Source organism: Sorangium sp. So ce302 (assembly GCF_051530145.1).
Taxonomy (GTDB): Bacteria; Myxococcota_A; Polyangia; order Polyangiales; family Polyangiaceae; genus Sorangium; species Sorangium cellulosum_B.
On sequence record NZ_CP150326.1, the window covers coordinates 10501762 to 10523751 of the forward strand.

General features: G+C 71.1%; 15 protein-coding genes. 7 read left to right on the plus strand and 8 right to left on the minus strand.

Annotated features, from left to right (window positions below; all coding sequences use genetic code 11):
- Positions 1 to 11 precede the first annotated feature (11 nt).
- Together WME73_RS39825 and WME73_RS39830 are read right to left on the minus strand one after the other, a co-directional pair.
- The gene (locus tag WME73_RS39825) at positions 12 to 560 is read right to left on the minus strand and encodes a chalcone isomerase family protein (RefSeq protein WP_437913013.1); all 549 of its coding nucleotides are present in this window, start codon (positions 558 to 560) and stop codon (positions 12 to 14) included.
- Between the two features lie 174 nt (positions 561 to 734).
- Positions 735 to 2081 (minus strand): GDSL-type esterase/lipase family protein, encoded by a 1347-nt coding sequence (locus WME73_RS39830; RefSeq protein WP_437913014.1) that lies wholly within the window; start codon positions 2079 to 2081, stop codon positions 735 to 737.
- A 489-nt stretch (positions 2082 to 2570) separates the two neighbouring features.
- Here WME73_RS39830 and WME73_RS39835 point away from each other — a divergent pair, with 489 nt between their 5' ends.
- Positions 2571 to 3926 carry a M16 family metallopeptidase gene (locus WME73_RS39835; RefSeq protein ID WP_437913015.1) on the plus strand — a complete coding sequence of 452 codons (1356 nt, stop codon included), beginning with the start codon at positions 2571 to 2573 and terminating at the stop codon, positions 3924 to 3926.
- A gap of 9 nt (positions 3927 to 3935) precedes the next feature.
- Positions 3936 to 5417 carry a M16 family metallopeptidase gene (locus tag WME73_RS39840; RefSeq protein ID WP_437913016.1) on the plus strand — a complete coding sequence of 494 codons (1482 nt, stop codon included), beginning with the start codon at positions 3936 to 3938 and terminating at the stop codon, positions 5415 to 5417.
- 83 nt (positions 5418 to 5500) lie between these two features.
- On the opposite strand, the gene WME73_RS39845 is transcribed toward WME73_RS39840, so the two are convergent.
- Both WME73_RS39845 and rtcR read right to left on the minus strand, forming a co-directional pair.
- Positions 5501 to 6115, minus strand: coding sequence for a glutathione S-transferase family protein (locus tag WME73_RS39845; RefSeq protein WP_437913017.1), 615 nt, complete (start codon positions 6113 to 6115; stop codon positions 5501 to 5503).
- Between the two features lie 225 nt (positions 6116 to 6340).
- Complete coding sequence (rtcR, locus tag WME73_RS39850) at positions 6341 to 7996, minus strand: RNA repair transcriptional activator RtcR (RefSeq protein WP_437913018.1); 1656 nt, start codon at positions 7994 to 7996, stop codon at positions 6341 to 6343.
- A gap of 225 nt (positions 7997 to 8221) precedes the next feature.
- Here rtcR and WME73_RS39855 point away from each other — a divergent pair, with 225 nt between their 5' ends.
- From WME73_RS39855 to argF, 3 genes are all read left to right on the plus strand, one after another.
- Complete coding sequence (locus tag WME73_RS39855) at positions 8222 to 9448, plus strand: RtcB family protein (protein WP_437913019.1); 1227 nt, start codon at positions 8222 to 8224, stop codon at positions 9446 to 9448.
- 52 nt (positions 9449 to 9500) lie between these two features.
- Positions 9501 to 10520 carry an RNA 3'-terminal phosphate cyclase gene (rtcA, locus tag WME73_RS39860; protein WP_437741497.1) on the plus strand — a complete coding sequence of 340 codons (1020 nt, stop codon included), beginning with the start codon at positions 9501 to 9503 and terminating at the stop codon, positions 10518 to 10520.
- A 144-nt stretch (positions 10521 to 10664) separates the two neighbouring features.
- Positions 10665 to 11600 (plus strand): ornithine carbamoyltransferase, encoded by a 936-nt coding sequence (gene argF, locus WME73_RS39865; protein ID WP_437913020.1) that lies wholly within the window; start codon positions 10665 to 10667, stop codon positions 11598 to 11600.
- 22 nt (positions 11601 to 11622) lie between these two features.
- On the opposite strand, the gene WME73_RS39870 is transcribed toward argF, so the two are convergent.
- A complete protein-coding gene (locus WME73_RS39870; RefSeq protein WP_437741499.1) occupies positions 11623 to 14133 on the minus strand; it encodes a PAS domain-containing protein in 2511 nt (836 codons plus the stop codon).
- 243 nt (positions 14134 to 14376) lie between these two features.
- On the opposite strand from WME73_RS39870, the gene WME73_RS39875 reads away from it, so the two are divergent.
- Positions 14377 to 14937 (plus strand): hypothetical protein, encoded by a 561-nt coding sequence (locus WME73_RS39875; protein ID WP_437913021.1) that lies wholly within the window; start codon positions 14377 to 14379, stop codon positions 14935 to 14937.
- A gap of 29 nt (positions 14938 to 14966) precedes the next feature.
- On the opposite strand, the gene WME73_RS39880 is transcribed toward WME73_RS39875, so the two are convergent.
- Positions 14967 to 16682 carry a hypothetical protein gene (locus tag WME73_RS39880; protein ID WP_437913022.1) on the minus strand — a complete coding sequence of 572 codons (1716 nt, stop codon included), beginning with the start codon at positions 16680 to 16682 and terminating at the stop codon, positions 14967 to 14969.
- A gap of 462 nt (positions 16683 to 17144) precedes the next feature.
- Between WME73_RS39880 and WME73_RS39885 the strand changes: the two genes are divergently transcribed.
- A complete protein-coding gene (locus tag WME73_RS39885; RefSeq protein ID WP_437913023.1) occupies positions 17145 to 19481 on the plus strand; it encodes an AAA family ATPase in 2337 nt (778 codons plus the stop codon).
- 50 nt (positions 19482 to 19531) lie between these two features.
- Here the strand turns inward: WME73_RS39885 and WME73_RS39890 are convergent, their stop codons facing one another.
- Together WME73_RS39890 and WME73_RS39895 are read right to left on the minus strand one after the other, a co-directional pair.
- Positions 19532 to 20653, minus strand: coding sequence for a DUF4419 domain-containing protein (locus WME73_RS39890; protein ID WP_437913024.1), 1122 nt, complete (start codon positions 20651 to 20653; stop codon positions 19532 to 19534).
- Between the two features lie 510 nt (positions 20654 to 21163).
- Positions 21164 to 21589, minus strand: coding sequence for a hypothetical protein (locus WME73_RS39895; RefSeq protein ID WP_437741504.1), 426 nt, complete (start codon positions 21587 to 21589; stop codon positions 21164 to 21166).
- Between the last annotated feature and the right edge of the window lie 401 nt (positions 21590 to 21990).

The window sequence follows — 21990 nt, forward strand, 5'->3', positions numbered from 1 at the left end:
TCCGGCGCCCGCTATTTCTTCAGCCGGCCGATGAGCTGATCGCCCAGCTTGGGCTGATCGATCTTCCCGAGCCAGATGCTCCACACGGCCTTCATGAAGTCCACGCCGGCGACGCTCGCGCTGCTGCCGCCGACCGCGACGGTCGTGCTCTTCTTCTCCGGATCGTACTGGATGGTGATGCGCGCCCCCTCCTTCAGCTCCCCCTGGAACGCGCCCACGAACGCCTTGATCTTCGCCTGATCCGTGTACCCGTTCATCGCGAAGGCGCCTGTCAGCGCGTCGTGGATCTTCTCCTTGTCCACGTCGCGCAGCATCTTCCAGACGAACTTCTTCGGGACGTCGGCGTCGATCACCGCCTGCTTCGATCGCGACGCGGGCGTCTGCTTCATGAAATGGCTGATCTCGTAGACGTCGATGTCGATGAACGCGATCGTCTTGACGCGGACGCCGGTGCCCGTCAGCGCCCAGTCGTCGGCCCTGACCGGGGCGGCGGCGGCGAAGGTGAAGAGGGCCGCGAGGGCGGCGACCAGGACCATGAGCTTCTTGGGAATGAGCTTCATCGGAGACCCCCTGGAGGGCGCGGGCCGGCCGAATCCCCCGAGGGCACTGCTCCCCGGGCCGCCGTTCGTGCGCCCGATCGAGCTAGCCCCCGCGGCCGCGTGGAGTCAAGGCTCGCGCCGGCGCCGCGAGCGCGCTCGGTCGCGTGGTCGCGTGTCGCCCGGCGCCGGGTCGCGCTACCGCTGGGCCGGGTAGAGGCCGTCCACGGCGTCGGCCCAGAGCTTGTTCATGGCCACCCGCCCGGCGGCATCCGGGTGCACCTTGTCGGTGAACTGGGTGGGATGGTCCTCGAACCACGCATACAGATCCGGCCCAGGAGGGAGGCCGTTCTCCTCGGTCAGCGCGTCGATCGCCTGGTTGAACGCCGGGACGGCGTTGTGGTGGCCGTCCGGCGAGAAAGGGATATGCGCGAGCACCGGGACGCGGCCCGCTGCCTCGATCCTGTCGATGAGCTGCTGCAGGTTCGCCTTGAAGGTGCTCGGGTCGGTCTGGTCCCAGGAGTCGTTGGTGCCGTAGCCGATCGCGAAGTAGTGGAAGTCGGGGTTCATCTCCAGCACGTCATCGATGCGATCGAGCGCGCTGGGCTTGTCGGTGCTCTTGGTGAGCTCTCCCCCGATGCCGCCGTTGATCATCGCCGGATAGTGGGCCGGGTGCGCCGCGTGCACGTTCTCGGCGAAGCTCGGCTGCGTGGCCGGGGTGTCGCGGTCATAGGCGAACGCCGTGATGCTGTCGCCGAGGAAGAACCACGTGTCCTCCGCGCCCTTCGAGATGTCGTGCACGTCGATCTCGTCGAGCTGCACGCCGGTGTCGTCGGTCGTCGCGGGGGCCGCGGTCACGACGAGCCGGACCCAGCTCTTGCCGCCGAAATCGAAGCTGTGGGCGCGCGTGCGGACGGGGTTGTTGGTCACCTCCGCGACCTGGGTCCAGGTGCCGTCCGAGCCGTTCGTGGAGTCGCTCGACGTCTCCACGCGGTAGGCGCCCGGCGCCCCGTATTGCACGTCCGTGTAGTTGTAGTTGTACGAGGCCGTCCAGCTCAGGAGCAGCCGCTCGTACCCGGTGCCGACCTGGATGGCGACCCAGGCGGGCGCGGCCGAGGTGGGCTTGCCCGCGATCCAGGTCCCCGCCGACCTGTACTTGCCGTCGTTGATCACCGACGCCGTCCCCGCCGAGGCGAAGGCCGGCTTGCCGCGAGAGATGATGGGATTGGGCACGATCCCCTGCGCGTCCGCACCGCCGCCGGTGCCGCCGCCGCCGCCGCCGGTGCCGCCGCCGCCGCCCGTGCCGCCGCCGCTGCCCGTGCCGCCGCCACCCGTGTCCCCGGCGCCGCCCGTACCACCGTCCGCGCCGCCCGTGCCCTGCGCGGTGGTGCTCCCCGAGCCCCCGGAGCTCGCCGACGAGCCGCCCGTGCCCCCGGAGCTCGCTGATGCGCCGCCGCCGTCGTCGTCCGAGCAGGCCGACAGGAGGACTACCGCCCCCAGCGTAAGGGCCAGGAAAGGTGACTGGTGAAATGAACGAAAAGCCATCGAAACTGACCTCCAGCGCCGGGCACTCTGGGGCAGTTCGGCGCCACGATCAACAGCGGAGGCGACCTCCGTCATCGATCCACGCCGACGAAGTGAACCGGTAAAGTCCTGTTCGCTGCATCACGGCTCGCAGCAGCTCAGGACAATAAGCCGGCGGGAGAAACTATCAACTGAAACGGTAAATATCCAGAGATGTTCTCCGTGGCGCCGGCGGGACGGCAGGTCCTCGCGACGGACGGTACCCACGTCGAGCGCTCCCCCACAAGCCAGCACGCACGACGCCAGACGAGCGACGAGCGGTGCCGTCGGGGGGCGCTCCGGCGACACCGCCCCATACGGCGCGCTTGACAGGGACGACAGTTCCAGCGTCCATGCGCCAGGAGACAGCACGCGAGGGGTGAACCATTGAACGCCAAGAAAGAGCCGAGACTGCGCGCGCCGGGACGATCGAGGGCGGCAGGGCTGGTGGCGGGGCTCTTGGCGGTCGCCATGCCCCTCGCGGCAGCGGCGGACCCCTCGGGAGCTCCGGGCGCCCGCTCGGCGGCGGGAGGTATCGAGGGCCTGGCTCAGAGCGCCGCCCACTTCCGCCTGGCCAACGGCCTCGAGGTGCTCCTGGAGGAAGATCACAGGCAGCCGACGGTCGCCGTCGTCGTCGCGTACGAGATCGGCAGCCGCGACGATCCGCGGGGCTATAGCGAGCTGGCGCACCTCGTCGAGCACATGACGTACCGGGGCTCGCGTCACATGAAGCCGTTCGATGCCCTGAGCCTGCTCGAGCGAGCGGGGGTGCACCGCATGAACGGGGTCACGAGCCCCGACTACACCGCCTACTACGCGCTCGCGCCAGCGGCCGCGCTCCCCCTCGCGCTGTGGATCGAGAGCGAGCGCATGGCATTCACGCTCGAGCGCTTCAACGAACAGGCGCTCGCGCTCGAGCAGAAGATCGTGCGCAACGAGCTCTTGATGAACGATGGCATCGAGAAGATGTTCCAGCGCCACACCTGGCGTGCCATCTTCGGGCAGGACCACCCTTACTCGGGCTCAGAGCTCCCTCTCGACGATCTGGCGGCGATCGAGCTCCGGCACGCGCAATGGTTCTTCCAGCAAGGCTACCGTCCGAGCAACGCGCGCCTGATCCTGGTCGGCGACATCGATCCACGGGCGACCCGCGCCCTCGTGGAGCGGTACTTCGGCTCGGTGGTCAATCCGAAGACGCCGTTCGTGCGCCGACGGACGGCCCCGGCCGCCTTCGCCGCGGCGCGGCGACTGACCTTCGAGAACGCGGTTTATCGTGAGCGGATCGAGATGTGCTGGGCGGCACCGCTCGCCTCGTCGCGCGAGCGGGTCGCGGCGGGGCTCGTCGCCCACGCGTTGGGGGAGTCGCTCCGGACGCGCCTCGTCGGCGATCAGGGGCCCCTGTCGCACGTCGCTGCGGACATCGACGACCGGGACCTGGGATCGGTGTTCTCCGTCTCGGCGACCCTGACGAAGCACGCGACCCACGCCGGCGTCGAGGCGGCGATCGAGCGGGAAATCCGCCAGATGTGGAGCATGGACTGGGGCGCCCTGCTACCGGAGCTGAAACAGACCGCGATCGTCCGCGAGCTCATGTCGCATGATCAGCCGATGGGGCGCGCGTTACGACACCTGAAGTCGCTGCGCTCCACGTCGCGACCTTTCGACGTGGCACGGCGGATCGCTGAGATCCGCGGCGTCACCCCCGACGACGTGCTGCGCCTGCGCGGCTACTTCACGACGGATCGGCGCCTCGTCGCCCGCCTCGTCCGCGTGGAACCCGAGGATCTCGCGTCCCGTGAGGGCAGGTTGACCGTCGATCCACGCTGAGGTGTCCGCATGAGACGAGCAAGCATGGGGTGGGCGGCGCTCTTCGGTGCAGCGCTCGCGGGCTGCGGCTCGCGGGTAGAGCTGCCTCCTCCCCTGCCGCCGCTCACGCCGACCCCGGACGCCGAGTTCCGCGCGAACGCGCCGCCGCTCGCGGCTGAGCCGACGCTGCGAGTCCACGACGTCCGCTCGGCCGAGCTCGAGAACGGCATGACGACGCTCGTCGTCGAGCGGCCCGAGCTGCCGCTCGTGACGCTGATCTACGTCAATCGCGCGGCCCGCGACGATGGAGCGCCGAGCCACGCCGGGCTCGCGGAGCTCACAGCCCGGATGTTGAACGAGGGGACGCGGCTGGAGAACGGCGAGGTCCTGCGCCAGCTCCGCATCAGCGGTGAGCTCCCCAGGTGGAGCGTGAGCTCCGCCGGAACCGCGATCGCGATCACGACGCTGGCGTCTGGCGCCGAGAAGGCGGCATGGCTCCTGGCGCGACTCGTCCAGCACCCCGTCTTTGACGCCGACTCGCTCGAGAGCGCGCGCGGCGCGCAGTCCCAGGCGCTGTTCAGCCGCTCCCTCGGTATCTCTTCCCAGCTGAACGAGCTCGCCCTCGAGGGGCTGTATGGCCCTGATCACCCTCTGGCGCTGCCATTCAAGGCATTTGGGAGCAATCTCAGGGGTTTCTCCGGGCATCAGGTGAGGAGCTTTTACTCGCGGCAATACGGCCCGCGCGACAGCGCCCTCATCGCCGTGGGCGCCGTGCAAGCCGAGGCGATCTTTGCGCTCGCGCGCCGCCACTTTGGCGCATGGTCCCCTGCGCAGGGCCAGGTGCCGCCTGAGCCAGCGCCGCCAGCGGTCATCCCCCGCGGCGACCGGGAGATCCGGATCGGTGCGATTGCGGGTGGCACGTCTGACGCCAGCCTGGTCGTCGCTTTGCCATGCGCCGGCTTGTCAGACCCGGACGCCCTCGCTTTCGATCTCATCGCCATGCTGATCGGCGGGCTCGTCGTGTCGCGTTCTGCAGCCACGCTCCGGCACGACACGGGGATAAGTTATGGGGTGCACGCCGCGTGCTATCAACGCAGGACCGCTGGCCAATTCTTGATCGAGCTCAGCGCCGATCTCGATCGCGCAGGTGAGAGCCTGGAGAAGATCCTGGCGGAGATCCGGCGGTTCAAGAGCTCTCCGGTGACGCTGGCCGAGCTAGAAGCGGCGAAGATGCGCTTCCTCGGCCAGACGGCCGCTGCTGTGTCGTCAACGCCGGGTCTGGCCGGGGCGCTCGCGGACCTCTATCTGAACGCGCTGCCGCTCGACCACCTGGCGACGCTGGAGCGCCGGGTGCGCGCCATCAGCCCCGAGCAGCTGCAGCGCGCCGCGTCGCGATACTTTGACGCCCAGATCGGCATCGCCGTCTATGGCCCCCCGCGGTTGCTCCACGACCAGCTCGTGAGCCTCGGCGACGTCCAGTGGGCGGTGCTGAAGACGACGAGGCCAGAGTGATTTCCATCTCCGCTCGGTAGCTCGGCTCGAGCTCGCAGCGCAGGCGCGCTCAGCCCGCCGCGCGCGCCCGCGGACTCCTCACCTCATCCCTCCAGGCCCTTGAACGGCTCGCGCCACGCCTCGATCTCGTCCAGCTGGTTCGACAGCCGCTGCACCTCGGGGTAGTCCGCCAAGGGCAGCCGCGCACGCGCTGCATACGGAAAGACGAAGGCCACGCGGAAGTCGGCATAGCTCAGCTTGTCGTCAATCAGCCAGCGGCGGCCCTTCAGCAGACCGTTCAGGACCTCCGCGAACTGTCGGAACTCCTTCAGGTGCCGGTCCATCACCGACTGCTCTTCTCGGTCGGTCGTGAACGTGGGCTTGACGATGTATTCGAAGTAGAGCGCGCTCGCCGGTGGACTGAAATGCTGGTGCGCCCAGCTCAGCCAGCGCAAAAGCTCCGGCAGACGAGCGGGCGCGGGCCAGAAGTCCGAGCCAGTCAGCTGACACAGGCGACAGGCAATGGCATCGGCTTCCCAGAGGGGCGTGCCGTCGTCGACGAGGATCGGAACGCGCGTATTGGGGTTGAGCGTTCGGAAGAACTCGATCTGGTCCGGCGCGAACGGGGCCGCGCGGATGAACTCCACCGGCGCCTGGACGTGCCGCGCCACAGCCACGGCGAGACGCGGGTTTGAGTTGTGCGAGTAGTAAAGCTTCATCTGACCTCCGTTCGGCCCCGCGCTGCCGGGGCACGCCCAGCTGGCCCAGTGGATGGATATCAAACCATTTGCGCCGCCGTCAACCGGGCCCGCACGCTGTCGAGGGAGAGCGGCGCCTTGGGTGCATGGATACCTTGGTGGGATGGCGTCGCGCTTCCGGGGGTGCAGGACCGCACAGAGCATCTTCTGTCACCCGAGATGAGCTGCCTTTCGCCGTTCCCCCCTCTACCCGCCCTCCGCCACCACCTCGCTCCAGTCGATGTCGAACCGCGCCAGGTACTTCCGCAGCCGGTCCGCGTCGTTGACGCTCTTCTTCTTCGCCCGCGACGCCGCGAACAGCACCCGTCCCGCCTCCGACAGCGACCGCGCGCTCCTCAGCACCCGCAGCACCTCGGCGAGCTGCACCCGGTCGAACGGGTCGAGCGCCGCCGCCCGGCGCGCGCCGAGCGCCGCGACCACGAGATCCTCCCCGTCGCTCCCCTCCCCCGCCGCGCCGCCCGCGGCGGGCGCTCGCCCGCCCGCCGCCGGCGCTCGCCGCCAGGCCTCCGCCAGCCGCCCGATCTCCTCCTCCACGATCGGCACCCCGATCCTCCCCCCGGGCGCGAGCGTCGCCATCCGCGTCACGGCCGCGTTGAAGTCCCGGAAGTTGCCCGGCCACACCGCCTCTCGCGACGTCGCGAACTCGAGGAACCGCGCGCGCGCGTCGCGGCTCATCGTGATCCGCACGCCGAGCAGCCGCGCCGAGGCGTCGAGCTCGTAATCGAGGTTCGGCTCGATGTCCTCGACCCGCTCCCTGAGGCCCGGGAGCCGGAAGGTCCACAGGTTGATCCTCGCCAGGAGGTCCTCCCGGAAGCGCCCCACCAAAACCTCCAGCGCGAGATCCCGGTTCGTGCCGGCGAGCAGCTGGAACTCGCTCCTCACCTCCCTGTCCGAGCCGACCGGCAAGAACGCCTTCTCCTCGATCGCCCGCAGCAGCATCGCCTGCTCGTCCGCGCCGAGCTCGCCGATCTCGTCGAGGAAGAGCACCCCCTCGTGCGCCTTGCGCAAGAGCCCCGGGCGGTCCTGGAGCGCCCCCGTGAACGACCCCTTCGTGTGCCCGAACAGCGCCGACATCGCCCCGTCACCGCGGATCGTCGCGCAGTTCAGATCCACGAAGTCGCCGCCCACCTGCCGGCGCCCCTTCTTGATGTCGTAGATCTTCCGTGCGAGCTGCGATTTGCCCGCCCCCGTCGGGCCCATCAGCAGGATGGGCGCGCGCGACGCGATCGCCACGTGCTCGATCCGCTCGATCAGCCGGTTGTACGCCGCGTTGCGCGTGTCGATGCCGCTCTTCAAGAACGACACCCCCTCGCGCTGCTCCTTCTGGAAGCGCGACGCGATGCGATCGTACTTCGAGAGGTCGAGATCGATGATCGTGAACGACCCGGCCGCGAGCTCCTCACGGTCGCGCTTCGGCGGCGACGTCTGGATGAGCCGACCCGGGAAGTACCGCGACTCCGTGAGCAAGAACAGGCAGATCTGCGCGACGTGCGTGCCCGTCGTGATGTGGACGAGGTAGTCCTCCCGGTCCGGCGCGAACGGGTACGCCCGCGCGAAGTCGTGGAGCGCGCCGTACACCGCCTCGAAGTCCCACGGATCGTCCACCTCGACCACGTGACCGCGGATGTCCGTCTCCGGCGAGGCGCGCCGCACGTCGCCCATCACCGTCTCGGCCAGGCCCTCGAAGCGGCGCTGGTAGAGCAGCTCGAACCGGTCGACGATCAGGTCCTCGTGCTGGCACAGCGCCACGCTCGGGCGCCAGCGCGACCAGCGCTCCGCCGTCTTCCCGGTGTCCAGCGTCGGGCCCAGCATGCCGAGGACCACGGTCGTCTTGCGCGTCATAGAAGTTTATCTAACCATTTTATACACAGGTCTAATCCGCAGGGCCAGCGGCCCGTGACCGCCTGGATTTCGAGTGGCACGCGCCGTGCGATACGCAGGAACGCCGAACCGACGGAGCGACAGACCGACGGAAACGACGGAGACCGACGGAGACCGACGGACCCCGCCGCGAACGAGCGTCGCGGCGCGCGCCGGACGGCTCGACCCCTCACCGGAGATCTTGCCATGGAGCGAAGCTACAACGTCATCCCCACGGACTCGGGCGTGCCCATCAAGGCGTGGACGGTCGGCGTGCCGTTCGAGACCGCCGCGGAGTCGCAGCTCAAGAACCTCGCCGCGCTGCCGTTCATCCACAAGTGGATCGCCGTGATGCCCGACGCGCACCAGGGCATCGGCGCGACCGTGGGGAGCGTGGTCGCGACGAGCGGCGCGGTCATCCCGGCGGCGGTGGGCGTCGACATCGGCTGCGGGATGATGGCGGCGCGCACGAGCCTCTCCGCGTCGCAGCTGCCGGACGCGCTGCGCGGGCTCCGGTCGGCCATCGAGGGCGCCGTGCCGCACGGCCGCACCGACAACGGCGGGAAGAACGACCGCGGCGCGTGGCGCTCGCCGCCCCCCGCCCAGGTCGCGGCGTGGGCCGAGCTCGAGCCGCGGTACCGGCAGGTCGTCGAGAAGCACCCGCGCATCGGGCGCGGCTACGCCATCGAGCACCTCGGCACGCTCGGGACCGGCAACCACTTCATCGAGCTCTGCCTCGACGAGGAGGACCGCGTCTGGGTCATGCTGCACAGCGGGTCGCGCGGCGTCGGCAACCGGGTCGGGAGCTACTTCATCGAGCTCGCCAAGCAGGAGATGAGGCGCTTCTTCATCAACCTGCCCGACGCCGACCTCGCGTACCTGCCGGACGGGACGAGGCACTTCCACGACTACATGCAGGCCGTGTCGTGGGCGCAGGACTTCGCGGCGGTGAACCGCGAGCTGATGATGGCGCAGGTGGTCGAGGCGCTCCGCGGCTCGGGCGAGCTGCCGCCCTTCGACGCGACCGTGGAGGCGGTGAACTGCCACCACAACTACGTGGCGCGCGAGCACCACTACGGGAAGGACGTGCTCGTGACCCGCAAGGGCGCCGTCCGCGCGCAGGCGGGTGATCTCGGGATCATCCCGGGCAGCATGGGCGCGCGCTCGTTCATCGTCCGCGGGCTCGGCAACCCGGAGAGCTTCTGCAGCTCGAGCCACGGCGCGGGCCGCGTCATGTCGCGGGGCGAGGCGCGCCGCCGCTTCTCCGTCGCGGACCACGAGGCCGCGACCGCGGGCGTCGAGTGCCGCAAGGACGAGGACGTGATCGACGAGACGCCGGCGGCCTACAAGCCGATCGACGACGTGATGCGGGCGCAGAAGGATCTCGTCGACATCGTCCACACCCTGCGGCAGGTCGTCTGCGTGAAGGGGTGAGCCCCGCGCCCCGGCGCCGTGATATCGCTGATCCAGGGGAGAGCCGACCGCCATGCTGACCATCGATGGATCCATCGGAGAGGGAGGGGGCCAGATCCTCCGCACGACGCTCGGCCTCTCGCTGATCACGCAGACGCCCGTCCGTATCACCTCGATCCGCAAGGGCCGCGCGCGCCCGGGCCTGATGCGGCAACACCTGACGTCGGTCCGGGCCGCGGCCCAGATCGGCCGCGCCGAGGTGTCGGGCGCGTCGCTCGGCTCGCAGGAGATCGTGTTTCGACCGGCCGCGATCGTCCCCGGCGAGCACACGTTCCAGGTCGGGAGCGCGGGGAGCACGACGCTCGTGCTGCAGACCGTCCTGCCCGCGCTGCTCCGCGCGCCCGCGCCGTCGGCGCTCACGCTCGAGGGCGGCACGCACAACCCGCTGGCGCCGCCGTTCGACTTCCTGGACCTCGCCTACCTGCCGCTCGTGAGGAGGATGGGGCCGGACGTCACCGCGACGCTCGTGACGCCCGGCTTCTACCCGGCCGGCGGCGGGCTGGCCCGCGTCTCGATCGCGCCGGCGCCGGCGCTCGCGCCGCTCGAGCTCCTCGAGCGCGGGGAGATCCGCGCCCGGCGGGCGGTCGCGACGGTGTCGAACCTCCCGGGCGCCATCGCGGTGCGCGAGCTCGACGCGGCGGCGGCGGTGCTCGGCTGGGAGCCGGGCTGCTTCGAGCCCAGCGTGCTGAGGGGCGGGAACGGCCCAGGCAACGTGCTCACCATCGCCGTCGAGAGCGAGCACGTGACCGAGGTCTTCACCGGGTTCGGGGTGAAGGGCGTGCGCGCGGAGTCCGTCGCCACGAAGGCGGCCGAGGAGGCGCGCGACTACCTCGCGGCGGGCGTCCCCGTGGGCGAGCACCTGGCCGATCAGCTGCTCTTGCCGATCGCCCTCGCGGGCCGCGGCGCCTTCCGGACCGTACGCCCGTCATCCCACACGACAACCCACCTCGGGCTGCTCCGAGATCTCCTCGGGATCCGCGCGTCGGTCGAGCAGATCTCGGACGCGGCGTGGCAGATCGAGATCTGGCGCTGAGCGCTGTCCACGGCGGATCCACGGCCGATTGACGGCGGCGTCCCGGTTGTGCCACATCACGACGGGCGTACGGCGCGCCCTGCGTCGCGGGCTGCCCGCGGCACGACGGCGCGCCCGGACGGCGGCGACGCGGAAGGCGGGACAATGGCGAAGCGCGATTACCTCAAGATCACGGACACGACCCTGGCCGAAGCGCACCGCGTGCTCAGGCTCGCCGCTCGCCTGAAGGAGGAGCCGAAAGGGCGGCGCACGACGATGCTCGCCGGCCGGGCCATCGCGGTCGTCCTGGAGAAGGCGAGCACGCGCACGCGCGTGTCGTTCGAGGTCGGCATCGCGCAGCTCGGCGCCCAGCCGGTCGTGCTGAGCACCCAGGGCAGCCAGCTCGCCCGCGGCGAGCCGATCCGCGACACGGCGCGCGTGCTCGCCCGGTACTGCGACGCGATCGCGTTCCGCACGTCGTCGACCGCGCGCCTGCTCGAGATGGCGGAGGCGAGCGTGCCGGTGATCAACGCGCTCTCGGACGACGGCCACCCGGTGCAGGTGCTCAGCGACATCTTCACGATCCAGGAGGCGCTCGCGGCGAGCGGGGACAGGAGCGGCATCGCCGGCCGGCGCATCGCGTTCCTCGGCGACTGCGCGAGCAACATGGCGCGCTCGTGGCTCGAGGCGGCGCAGCTCTTCGATTTCCACCTCGTGCTCGCGGGGCCCGAGGGGTACATGCCGCCCGCCGACGAGGTCGAGCGCGCGCGGAAGACGGGCCACGTCACGATCGTGCACGACCCGCGCGAGGGCGCGGCGGGCGCGGACGTGGTGAACACGGACGTGTGGGCGAGCATGGGACACGAGGCCGAGGCGGAGAAGCGCCGCGCCGCGTTCGCCGGCTGGACCGTGGACGCCAGGGTGATGGCGAAGGCCGCGCAGCACTCCATCGTGCTGCACTGCCTGCCGGCGCACCGCGGCGAGGAGATCGACGACGAGACGCTCGAAGGGCCGCGCTCGCGCGTGTGGGATCAGGCCGAGAACCGGCTGCACGTGCAGAAGGCACTCATGCTGTGGCTGCTCGGCGTCGAGCTGGCCTAGAGCGGGCGCGCGCCGCGCGGGGTCAACCGAGGAGCGCGCCGCGCCGGGACCGGGCGGGGGCCCCGTCGCCGCCCGAGCGGCCCGTGAGGTCCGCGACGACCTGCACCAGGTCGGCAGGGTCGATCGGCTTGGCGACGTGCTTCTGGAAGCCGGCCGCCAGCGCCCTCCTCCGGTCCTCGATCCGGGCATAGGCGGTCAGGGCCACGGCGGGGATACGCCGGATCTCGTCCCGGCCCGCCGCGCGCAGCTGGTGGATCAGCGCATAGCCGCTCTCCCCCGGCATACCGATGTCGCTGAGCAGGACATCGGGCCTCAGCCGCTCCAGGACGCTCATGGCCTCGCTCGCCGAGCCGGCCGTGGTGACCCGCGCGCCCGCTCCCTCCAGCAAGAACGCGAGCATCTCCCGGGCGTCCGGCTCATCCTCGACGACGAGGACGTGAACGCCGAAGAGCGGCGACGGCTCCCCGCTCCGCAGCGGGGCGCGCCCCGGCGCGGACGGCGGCCCCTCGTGCGCGGCGGAGGGCGCCGCGGGCAGGGGGAGCGTCACCGTGAACGTCGCTCCTCCCCCCTCGCCCGGGCTCTCCGCCTCCGCCGTGCCGCCGTGCAGCTCGACGAGGTGGCGGACGATCGCGAGCCCCAGGCCGAGCCCGCCGTGAGCCCTCGTCGGGGAGGAGTCGCCCTGGCGAAAGCGGTCGAACACATACGGCAGGAACGACGTGGCGATGCCCTTGCCGTTGTCCATGACCGAGATCGCGACCTGGGAGTCGCTCCGCCCCACCCGGACGGTGACCAGCCCTCGCTTCGGGGTGAATTTCACCGCGTTGGAGAGCAGATTCCACATGACCTGCTGGAGGCGATCGGGGTCGCCGCACACGTGGCTGAGCCCCTCGCCCGGCTCGACGCGGATCTCGATCTCCTTCGCCTTCGCCGTCGGCGTGATGGTGTCCACGGCGGCCTCGATGACCGCGGCGAGATCCACGGCGATCGTGCGGAGCCGCAGCTTGCCCGTGATGATCCGGGAGACCGTCAGGATATCGTCGACGATCTGCGCCTGCGCGTGGGCGTTGCGCTCGATCGACGCCATGCCCTGCTTGACGCGCTCCGGGGCGAGGCCCTTGTCCCTGATCAGCCGCGCCCAGCCCAGGATCGCCGTGAGCGGCGTCCGCAGCTCGTGGGAGACCGTCGCGAGGAACTCGTCCTTCATGCGGTTCGCGTCCTCGGCCCGGATGCGGTCCTTCTCCGACTGGGCGAGCGCCTGCTGCTCGCGGCGGAGCAGCTCCGTGCGCTCGCGCTCGAGCTGCTTCAGCTCGGTGATGTCGACGACGGCGCCCGTCAAGAACAGCGGGGAGCCGTCCCGATCGGCGACGAGGCGCCCGCGATCGTGGACCCACCGGATCGACCCGTCGGCGCGGACGACGCGGTGGATGATGTCGTAGATGCACCGCTCGCGGATGCTCCGCTCGTGCATGGCGATCACCGCGTCGAGATCCTCCGGGTGGACGCGGCTCAGCCAGTCGCCCATGGGCTGCGTCGTCTCGCGCTCGTCCAGGCCGAGGATGCGGTTCAGGCTCGCGTCCCTCGTGTCGTACCGCGTCTCCAGGTCGACGCGCCACGTGCCCACGTCCGCCGCCCACGTGGCCAGCCGTAGCCGATCCTCCCGGTCCTGGAGCGCGCTCTCGATCCGGAACCGCTCGGTCAGGTCGACCGCCGCGCCGACCATGCGGATCGCCTTGCCGCTCGCGTCGCGGAGCACCGCGCCGCGATCGAACACGCGGGCGACGGAGCCGTCGCCGCGGTAGACGCGGTACTGCGCCGACCAGGTGTCGGCGTCCCCGTGGATGAGCTCCTCGAACTCGCGCGCAATGCGGTCGCGATCCTCGGGCAGCACGCGGTCCACCCACCACGCGCCGGTCGGGGCCATCTGCTCGGGCGCGTAGCGGAAGACCTCGTGAAACGTCGCGTTGCGCTCGACCCGGTCCGTCCGGATATCCCAGTCCCAGATCGGGTCCTTGATCGCTCGACCGAGGAGGCGATAGCGCTCGTCCTGTACGTCCGCCTCCAGGCGCGCGCGCGGCTCCCTGGCGCCTGCGTGCGCGGCGCCATCGGCGGGGCCTGCGAGCGCGACCGCGGCCTGATCGGCGAGCGCCTCGATCAGCCAGGCATCCTCGCCGGAGGCCGGGGCGGCCCGCTCGACCGCGAGCACGCCAGAGACACGGCCGCTGACGATCAGCGGCGCGGCGGCGACGTGGGCCGCCCCGTCCAGCGCTCGCGCTATCCCGTCGTCGGCGCTCGGGAGCGGGCGGCCGCAGAGCTCGGCGAGCAGCGCCGGATCGAGCCCCAGCGCCGCTCGCACGACCGGACGCTCGTCCTCGTCGTTCAGGATCAGGACGGCCCTGCCGGAGCCGCTCAGGCGCGTCGCCGCGGAGAGGACGATCTCTTGAATCGCGGGCGCCGAACACGCCGACGCGAGCGCGCGGCTGGCCTCGGTCAGCGCGCGGATCTGCGAACGGTGCCTCTCCTCGTCTTCGATCACAGGCAGACGACCCTCGGATGCAGCATGAGGGTACTCTCGCGGACGATGGGTGTGCATCCCTGACCAGATCAGCCGGGCACGCTCTTGAAACACGGCGCCACCCCACCAGAGCACGAGCAGGCGGTATGCCTCTTGCGGCCCTGTCACATAGGAGCGCGTGGACATGCGCGCCAGCCAAGCCGCAGGCGATCCGGCGCAGAAAACTTGGCCCGGTATCCCGATTCCTGAGCAAACCCGCGCAGCGTGGATTTCCGCGACATGCCGCCCGAGCTCCTCCTGGCCGTGGCCGGCGCGGCGCTCTCCTTCGGGCTGGTCCAGACGCTCCGGCTCGCGTGGAGGCGCGCATGGCAGCGGCGCCGGCTCTCGCGGTGCCGGGAGCAGGGCGCCGCGGGAGAGGCCCGCGCCGAGGCGCTCCTTCGCGAGCTCGGCTACACCATCGTCGGCCGGCAGGTCGCGGTCTCGTACGGAGTCCAGATCGACGGCGAGCCGGTCAGCGTCGGGCTCCGCGCCGACTACCTCGTGGCGCACGGTCCCAGGCGGTATGTCGCCGAGGTGAAGACGGGCCGGCTCGCGCCGCGCATCGACACGCCCGCGACGCGGCGGCAGCTGCTCGAGTACCGCGTCGCGTTCGACGTCGACGGCGTGCTCCTCGTCGACGCGGAGTCGCGGCGGGTGCGGTCGGTGGTGTTCCCGCTGCCCTCCGGCGCCGCGGCCGCGTCACCGTACGGCGCGCGCCTCGCGTGGGTCCTGGCGGCGGTCGTGGGGGGCCTCGTCGCGGCGATGGCCGCGCGCTCCGCGGGGTGACGCGGGCGCGCGGCGGGCCAGAGCGCGGCCTACGGGCGGCTCGCGGCGCGGCGCGCGCGGCGCCTGCGGCCGGCGAGCAGCAGGAGACCGAGCCCGAGCAGGCCGACCCTGGCCGGCGAGGCCTCCGAGGTCGCGCCCGCGCGGCACGCGCAGGACGCGTCGGGCTTGTTGCCGCCCGTGCCGCCGCTCGCGCCGCCGGAGCCGGAGCCGGAACCGGAGCCAGAGCCGGTGGTCAGATCCACCGGATCGTCGAGCCCCACGTCGGGTCCGATCGACCCTCCGCTCGCGGCGGAGGCGGCGCCGCCGTGGACCACCGGCTCGCCGCAGACCCCGTTGACGCACGGCGCGTTGCCGGGGCAGACGGCGCCCGCGCACGCGTCGGCGCAGCTCCCGGCGACGCAGACCTGCCCGTCAGCGCACGTCTTGCCGTCGCAGCCGGCGTCGACGCAACGGCCGTCCCCCCCGCACACCTTGCCGGTCGGGCAGGTGCGGCAGCCGCAGTTGGACTGGCAGATGCCGCGCTCGCAGACCGCGCCGTCCTCGCACTCGATGTGGGCGCAGAGATCCACGCACCGCCCGAGCTGGCACTCCTGGTTCGCGGGGCAGACGACGCCGTCGCACCCGCCCACGCAGTTGCCGCCGACGCAGATCTGGCCGCCGGTGCACTCCTTGCCGACGCACGCCTGCTCCACGCAGAAGCCGTCGTCGCAGACGAGCCCGGCGTCGCAGACGACCTCGCCGCGCCCGCAGTACGGCACGCACGACCCGCGGTTGCACACGAAGCCCTCGTCGCAGAGCCCCTCGCCGTTATCGACCTCGCCGTCGCAGTCGTTGTCGATGTTGTCGCAGGTCTCTTTCTGCTCGCCGGGCTCGAGCACGGGCAGGCACTCGACCTCGCCCTCGGTCGCGCAGCCCGTCCTGCCCACGGCGCACGCGCCCTGCAGGCCCGTGTCGCAGACCTCGCCGCCGCCTTTGCAGGTCACGCCCGTGATGTAGTAGACGAAATCGTTGAAATCGCCGTCGTTCTCGTACCCGCCCTGGCTCCCCTTCCAGCTCGTCGCGGTCACGGGCAGGTCCTCGAAGGCGACATAGAACGCGTCGGGCTCGGCGGTGGACGTGTAGATCAGCGTCGTCACCCACGGCTCGTTCGGCGTGCAGCTCGTGCAGACGGTGTTCAGCTCGCGCTGCGAGAACTTCGTCTGGGTGCAGTAGGTGCCCTCCTTGCCGATCAGCGCGAAGCCGACCAGGCCGCCCTGGTACCGCGCATCGTTCCGGATGTCCGCCGCCGAGAACTGCCGCGGCGTCCAGTCGTGCTGCCCCGCCTGGGTGGTCTGCATCGTGGCCAGCGGGCAGAAATCGTTGTCCTCGCACCGGAACGCCGTCGACGTGTCAGCGGGGATCAGCTCATAGATCTGGTTGTCCGGCGGGCGCGTGCCGCTCGCGTTCGCGTTGTACCAGCCGAACGCGACCTTGCACCCGCCCCCGCGCAGCACGAGCTCTCCCGAGAACCCGCAGAGCGGCGAGAACACGCCTGGCTCCGTGCTCGCGTCGGCCACGGGATCGATGTCTTCCCCCCGGTACCCGAAGAGCCCCTCGAGCGTGACGGCATCCCTGGGGAAACCCCGGCCCGTCACGAGGCCAATCTCGTTGTCGCGGACCGGCGTGGGCAAGTCCGTGCCGTCCAGCTGCTCCACAGCAGCGCTCGCGGGCACGGCCCCGGCGAGCGGGGCAAGCGATAGGAACAAGGAAAACGCGGCTCGAGCCGCGCGGCGGCGAGGCGTCGTGAAATAAGGCGTTTGCGGCATGAACACCACTCTACACCTCCCGAAGAGACCAGGGTGGATGAGATTACACATCTCCACACCACCAGAATTATGCAGCACGGTTGTTCCTGCGTCGCAGCGCGCAGCCGTCTTGACGCACGCCGTCACCACGACGCATGGAGTTGATCTGACGTTGAGTCGATCGTCAGCGTATTCCGGCGCCGCTCCACTTCGCGCCGGGACAGGCCTCCTCGGGGCGCTGCGCGAACGACTGCGGCGGAATCGCCACAATGGCGCAATGAAATAGCGGAGCAATGAAACGACGGCGCGCGCAACGAAACAACCAACAGCGCGGCCGATCAACGCAGCGACGCTCCCGGCCTGGGGTGTTGCCCGGGTGTGTTAGGCTCGCGCGCTCAGGCTGCGCGTTTCCACCGCCACCGTATGACCAAGAAATCGCTCCGCGTCTATTTCATCGCCCACCACGACGGCCGCTTCACCGGGATCCTCCTGCGCACGTGGGCATTCCTCTTCGATCGGCCGGCGCCGTCCGCCTATGGCGCCTCCGAGGACGAGGTGCTGCGCGCGATCGAGGTCGAGCTCCACGCGAGGCTCGCCACGGACGAGGACGATCTCGATCGCTACCTGTGGGACGAGTCGTTCGAGGTCCGCTCGCTGGACGTCGACGTCCACCCGCAGACCACGGTCAAGCGGACCGCCGTCGTCGGCCGGCGCCAGATCCCGCTGCGGCTCACGTACCTCGCGAGCAAGCTCGCCGAGGGCGGCGTCCGCGTGATGCTCCCCCGCTTCGGCTGGTCCGTGGTCCTCGAGGATCTCTCGATCGCGCCCGACGTGCTCCGCCAGCTCGTCACGAGCGCGCTGCTCGGCGAGTCCCCGCGGTCGCTCTTCGATTTTCGCCGGGAAGGAGACGAGTACGTGCGCCCGTGGTCGCCGCGCCGGATGGAGCGCGCCGGCCGGACCGCTCGGCGCCCGGAGGACGAGCGCCCCACGCTGCACGCCGTCTCCGAGGATCTCGTCGAGAAGGCCGCGCGCCAGCGGCTGCCGCTCGCGGTGGGCGAGTCCGAGGAGCTGGAGCAGGCGCTGCCGCTGTTCGACGTGGCGCGCGCCGCGCACGCCGCGTCGCTGCCGTCGATCCTGCTGGTGGGCGGCCCGGGCGTCGGCAAGACGACCTGGGTCCACCGCCTGGCGCGGCGGTTCGCGGCGTGGCGAAGGGACAAGGCGCGCGCGAGCTCGCCGGGCCTGTTCAGCACCTCGGCCGATCGGCTGCTCGCCGGGATGAAGTACCTCGGCATGTGGCAGGCGAGGTGCCTGCGGCTCGTGAGCGAGCTGTCGCACGAGGGGGATCTGCTCCACGTGGGCGCGCTCCTGCCGCTGCTCCGGCCGCAGCCGGACGGCGCGTCGATCGGCGACGTGTTCCTGCCGGCGCTCCGGACCGGCGAGGTGAGCCTCATCGCGGAGTGCACCGAGCCGGAGCTCGAGGCGTGCCAGCGCCGCGCGGCCTCGCTCGTTGCGTGCTTCCAGATCGTCCGGCTGCGCGAGCCGGATCCGGCCGCGGTGCCGGCGCTGCTCGCGGAGTACGAGGCGCGGAAGGACGCGCGCGTCCGGCTGCACCCGGCGGGCAAGAAGCGGCTGGTGCAGCACCTCGCGATGTTCCGGCGCGACGTGCTCTTCCCCGGCAAGGCGTTCCGCTTCTTCGACTGGCTCGCGCAGGAGGCCGGCGCCCGGGCCGGCGCCGAGGCGGAGGCGGCCGGAGCGGCGCCGGCGCGCGTGCTGTACCCGCGGGACGTGTCCGAGGCCTACGCGCGCCACTCGGGGCTGCCGATCGAGCTCATCGCCGACGAGATCCCCGCGAGCGCCGAGACGATCGCGCGCGGGCTGAAGCGGCGCGTGATCGGGCAGGACGAGGCGTGCGACACGGCGGCGCGGGTGCTGGCGCGCTTCAAGGCCGGGATGAACGACCCCGAGCGCCCGTGCGGCACGCTGCTGTTCGTCGGCCCGACCGGCGTGGGCAAGACGGAGCTCGCGAAGGAGCTCACGCGGTCGATGTTCGGCGACGAGGGGCGGATGATCCGGCTCGACATGAGCGAGTACAGGCTCCCGGGGTCGTCGGCGCGCCTGCTCGCGGCGGGGCCGGACGCGACGACGCTCGCGCAGCGCGTGCGGCAAGAGCCGCTGTCGCTCGTGCTCCTCGACGAGATCGAGAAGGCGCACCGCGAGGTGTTCGACCTCTTGCTCGCGATCCTCGGCGAGGGGCGGCTGACAGACGAGGACGGGCGCCACGTGGATTTCCGGATGGTGCTCATCGTGATGACCTCGAACCTCGGCGTCGCCGACCGGGCGCCGGTCGGCTTCGGAGGCGACGACGAGCGCGCCCTGCCCCCGGGCGCGCGGCGCGCGGCGCCGGCGGGCGTGCGCGAGCACTTCCGGCCGGAGTTCGTGAACCGGATCGACCACGTCGTGCAGTTCCGGGGCCTCGGGCGGGACAGCGTGCTCAGGATCGTCGATCTCGAGCTCGCCAAGGCCGAGGCGCGCACCGGGCTCGTGCGGCGCAACCTGAGGCTCCGTGTGCTGCCCGAGGCGCGGGCCTGGCTAGCCGAGGCGGGGTTCGATCCGAGGCGCGGGGCGCGGCCGCTGAAGCGGGTGATCGAGGAGCGGGTGATCACGCCGATCGCGGCGCGCATGGCGGAGGATCCGGGGTGCCGGGATCGAGAGGTCGTGGTGGCGGGCGGGGGCGCGGGGCTCGAGGTGCGGTTCGGGTAGCCGGCCGAGAGGGGGGCGGGCGCAGCCCTCGCCGAGCGGCCTTGCGCCCCTCAGCCCGCGCCGGCGGGCTGTTCGACCTCGGGGCCGGGCTCACCGTGCACGACGGCCCACACGAACTCCGGAATGAGCGCGAGCGAGTGCTGGTCCTGCGTGACGCCGATGAGGCCGCTGACGAACTCCAGGGGGTGCTCCCGGCGCTGCGCATCGATGAAGCGCAAGGGCACGCTGGTCAGCCCCGGCGGGAGCTGCGCGAACCCGGGTCCCTCCGGATCCGCCAGCGCGGAGAGCGGGTTGCGCCGGGCCTCCGCGGCCTTCCAGCGATCGAGCCAGCCGTCGAGATACGCATTCCAGACGAAGTGGTCGGCCGGCCAGGCGCGCAGGTACGGAAAGAGCACGTGGATCCACCCGGTGAGCTCATCCGCGGAGTTCTCGTACCGGAAGAAGGCGCGCCAGAACGCTGGATCCTGACGCCCCTCCGCCGCAGCGACGATCTGGTCGAGCACCGGCAGGAGCACGTCAGTCCAGCGCTCCGCCCCGAAGGGGACGAACGCCGCCGCGCGGTGGCGCACCCAGCGCCAGTCGTCCGCCGTGCCGAGCAGGTAAATGCGCGGGATTCCACGTTCCGGAAAGCTCATGTCCGCGGGGAAGGGCGGCTGCCACTCGAAGTGCGGCACGAACGGCGTCATCACCGTGAGCTCCGACGCCACGCGCTCCACCGGTCCCGTGGTGGAGAAACTGGCTGTCACGAGCTCCCGCAGCTTGCCGACCCGCGCGGCGATCAGGGTGGAGAAATCCGAGAACGCGACGGGCCACGGGTTCACCTCACCCAGCGTGAAATCCGGCCGATCGATCCTCAGCTCGAAGTCGCTGTCGTCGAGGAGGACCTGACGCCGCTGCGCCTCGTTCGCGGCGACGTGGAGCGTGAACCCCCGGGCAAGGCAGAACCAGACCACGTCGGGTGACAGCACGAGGGGATAACGCTGGGTATAGGCCATGTAGGCCGCCTGGACGAGCGGGTGCACGTCCGTGCGTCCGACGAGGGGCAGGCGATGGCGGTAGGCGGCCTCGACGGGCGAGACGAGCAGGCTCTGCACCGTCGCTTCCTCGTCGAACGCGGGCAGGGGCGCCGTCGAAGGCGCGACCTCGGCAACGTCGATCGTCGTGACGCTCATGGCTCCTCGTCCTCCTGGCCCTGCGCGACGGCTTCATGGGCCAGCGCTGCCGTAGATAGAACCTCGTACACAAGCGCGCCGCGCGAGACAACTCGCGCCGGCGGCAACCGCGCAGCGAGCGGGCTCAACCATGGAATCGCCTCGGCGGCACCTCGACCTCGTCGGGCGCGCCGACGCACGGCCGTGCGCCAGACGCGTGAGCGGAGAGGCAGCGAGCGCTCACCCACAACGGAACATTTCAGTAAAACTGACACATCCGTGCGTGCAATTGGAGCGCCAGGTTACCTGCTCGGCGGACCGACCGCAATCGCGATGCTTGTCGCCGCGTCGCCCTGGATGCATGCGCGGATTCGGTCCCGGCGGAGCGCCACAATGGCGCGAAGGTGCGGGATCTCCCGGTCCACAAGGCGGATCCCGAGAGATTCGCTGCTGGCCGAGCTGGGCGACATGGCACGGCATATCCCGCCTCCAGGCGAGGATCGAGGCGCTTGGCAGCGCATGAGTTTCGCGTCATTCATGGCGCATGCCCTCCTCGCGCAGCTCCTCGCGCAGCCGTTCGCCTTCGCCGTCGAAAGCCACAGGTGTCCGCTCGGGGCTGCGCGCCCAGGTAAAGAGCGCGGGCAATTTCGCGCATCCTCTGACCGACGCCGGCAGCACGTCGAGCAGCGCGGCCGCGCCCAGCGCCGTGAACCAGGCCGCGGCTCCCAGCCCGACCCCGAAGCCAGACCCCTTCTCCGGCTGGGATCCCGTCACGCGGAAGAGCACCAGCAAACCGAGCTCGCCCGGCCCGACGACCACGACGACGGCCGCGCCGCACAGTCCATCAGGGAGCCAGTTCGGGAGCACGACGACCGGCAACAACAGCCCCAATGTCGGCCGAGCACCCACCAGCGCGCCAAGCTCCCCGACCGCGACGCCGAGGCCGCCGCTCTCCAACGCCGGGAACCTGCAGGATCCGGCCAGGCCTCGATCCGCCGCTTCCGATGGCGGCCTCCCCAGGGGCTCTACACAGCCTCAGACCACCGAGCCCACCGTCAGGCCTCGATCCGCCGCTTCCGATGGCGGCCTCCCCAGGGGCTCTACACAGCCTCAGACCACCGAGCCCATCGTCAGGCCTCGATCCGCCGATGGCGGCCTCCCCAGGGGCTCCACACAGCCTCAGACCACCGAGCCCATCGTCAGGCCCCGCTCCGCCGATGGCGGTCTCCCCAAGGGCTCCACACAGCCTCAGACCACCGAGCCCACCGTCAGGCCTCGATCCGCCCCTTTCGATGGCGGCCTGCCCAAGGGCTCCACCCAGCCTCAGACCACCGAGCCCACCGTCAGGCCTCGCTCCG

Excerpts from the sequence above, each read along its gene's own strand:
- WME73_RS39825 (WP_437913013.1), bottom strand. The coding sequence starts at position 560 with ATGAAGCTCATTCCCAAGAAGCTCATGGTCCTGGTCGCCGCCCTCGCG.
- WME73_RS39830 (WP_437913014.1), bottom strand. The coding sequence starts at position 2,081 with ATGGCTTTTCGTTCATTTCACCAGTCACCTTTCCTGGCCCTTACGCTG.
- WME73_RS39835 (WP_437913015.1), top strand. The coding sequence starts at position 2,571 with ATGCCCCTCGCGGCAGCGGCGGACCCCTCGGGAGCTCCGGGCGCCCGC.
- WME73_RS39840 (WP_437913016.1), top strand. The coding sequence starts at position 3,936 with ATGAGACGAGCAAGCATGGGGTGGGCGGCGCTCTTCGGTGCAGCGCTC.
- WME73_RS39845 (WP_437913017.1), bottom strand. The coding sequence starts at position 6,115 with ATGAAGCTTTACTACTCGCACAACTCAAACCCGCGTCTCGCCGTGGCT.
- rtcR (WP_437913018.1), bottom strand. The coding sequence starts at position 7,996 with ATGACGCGCAAGACGACCGTGGTCCTCGGCATGCTGGGCCCGACGCTG.
- WME73_RS39855 (WP_437913019.1), top strand. The coding sequence starts at position 8,222 with ATGGAGCGAAGCTACAACGTCATCCCCACGGACTCGGGCGTGCCCATC.
- rtcA (WP_437741497.1), top strand. The coding sequence starts at position 9,501 with ATGCTGACCATCGATGGATCCATCGGAGAGGGAGGGGGCCAGATCCTC.
- argF (WP_437913020.1), top strand. The coding sequence starts at position 10,665 with ATGGCGAAGCGCGATTACCTCAAGATCACGGACACGACCCTGGCCGAA.
- WME73_RS39885 (WP_437913023.1), top strand. The coding sequence starts at position 17,145 with ATGACCAAGAAATCGCTCCGCGTCTATTTCATCGCCCACCACGACGGC.
- WME73_RS39890 (WP_437913024.1), bottom strand. The coding sequence starts at position 20,653 with ATGAGCGTCACGACGATCGACGTTGCCGAGGTCGCGCCTTCGACGGCG.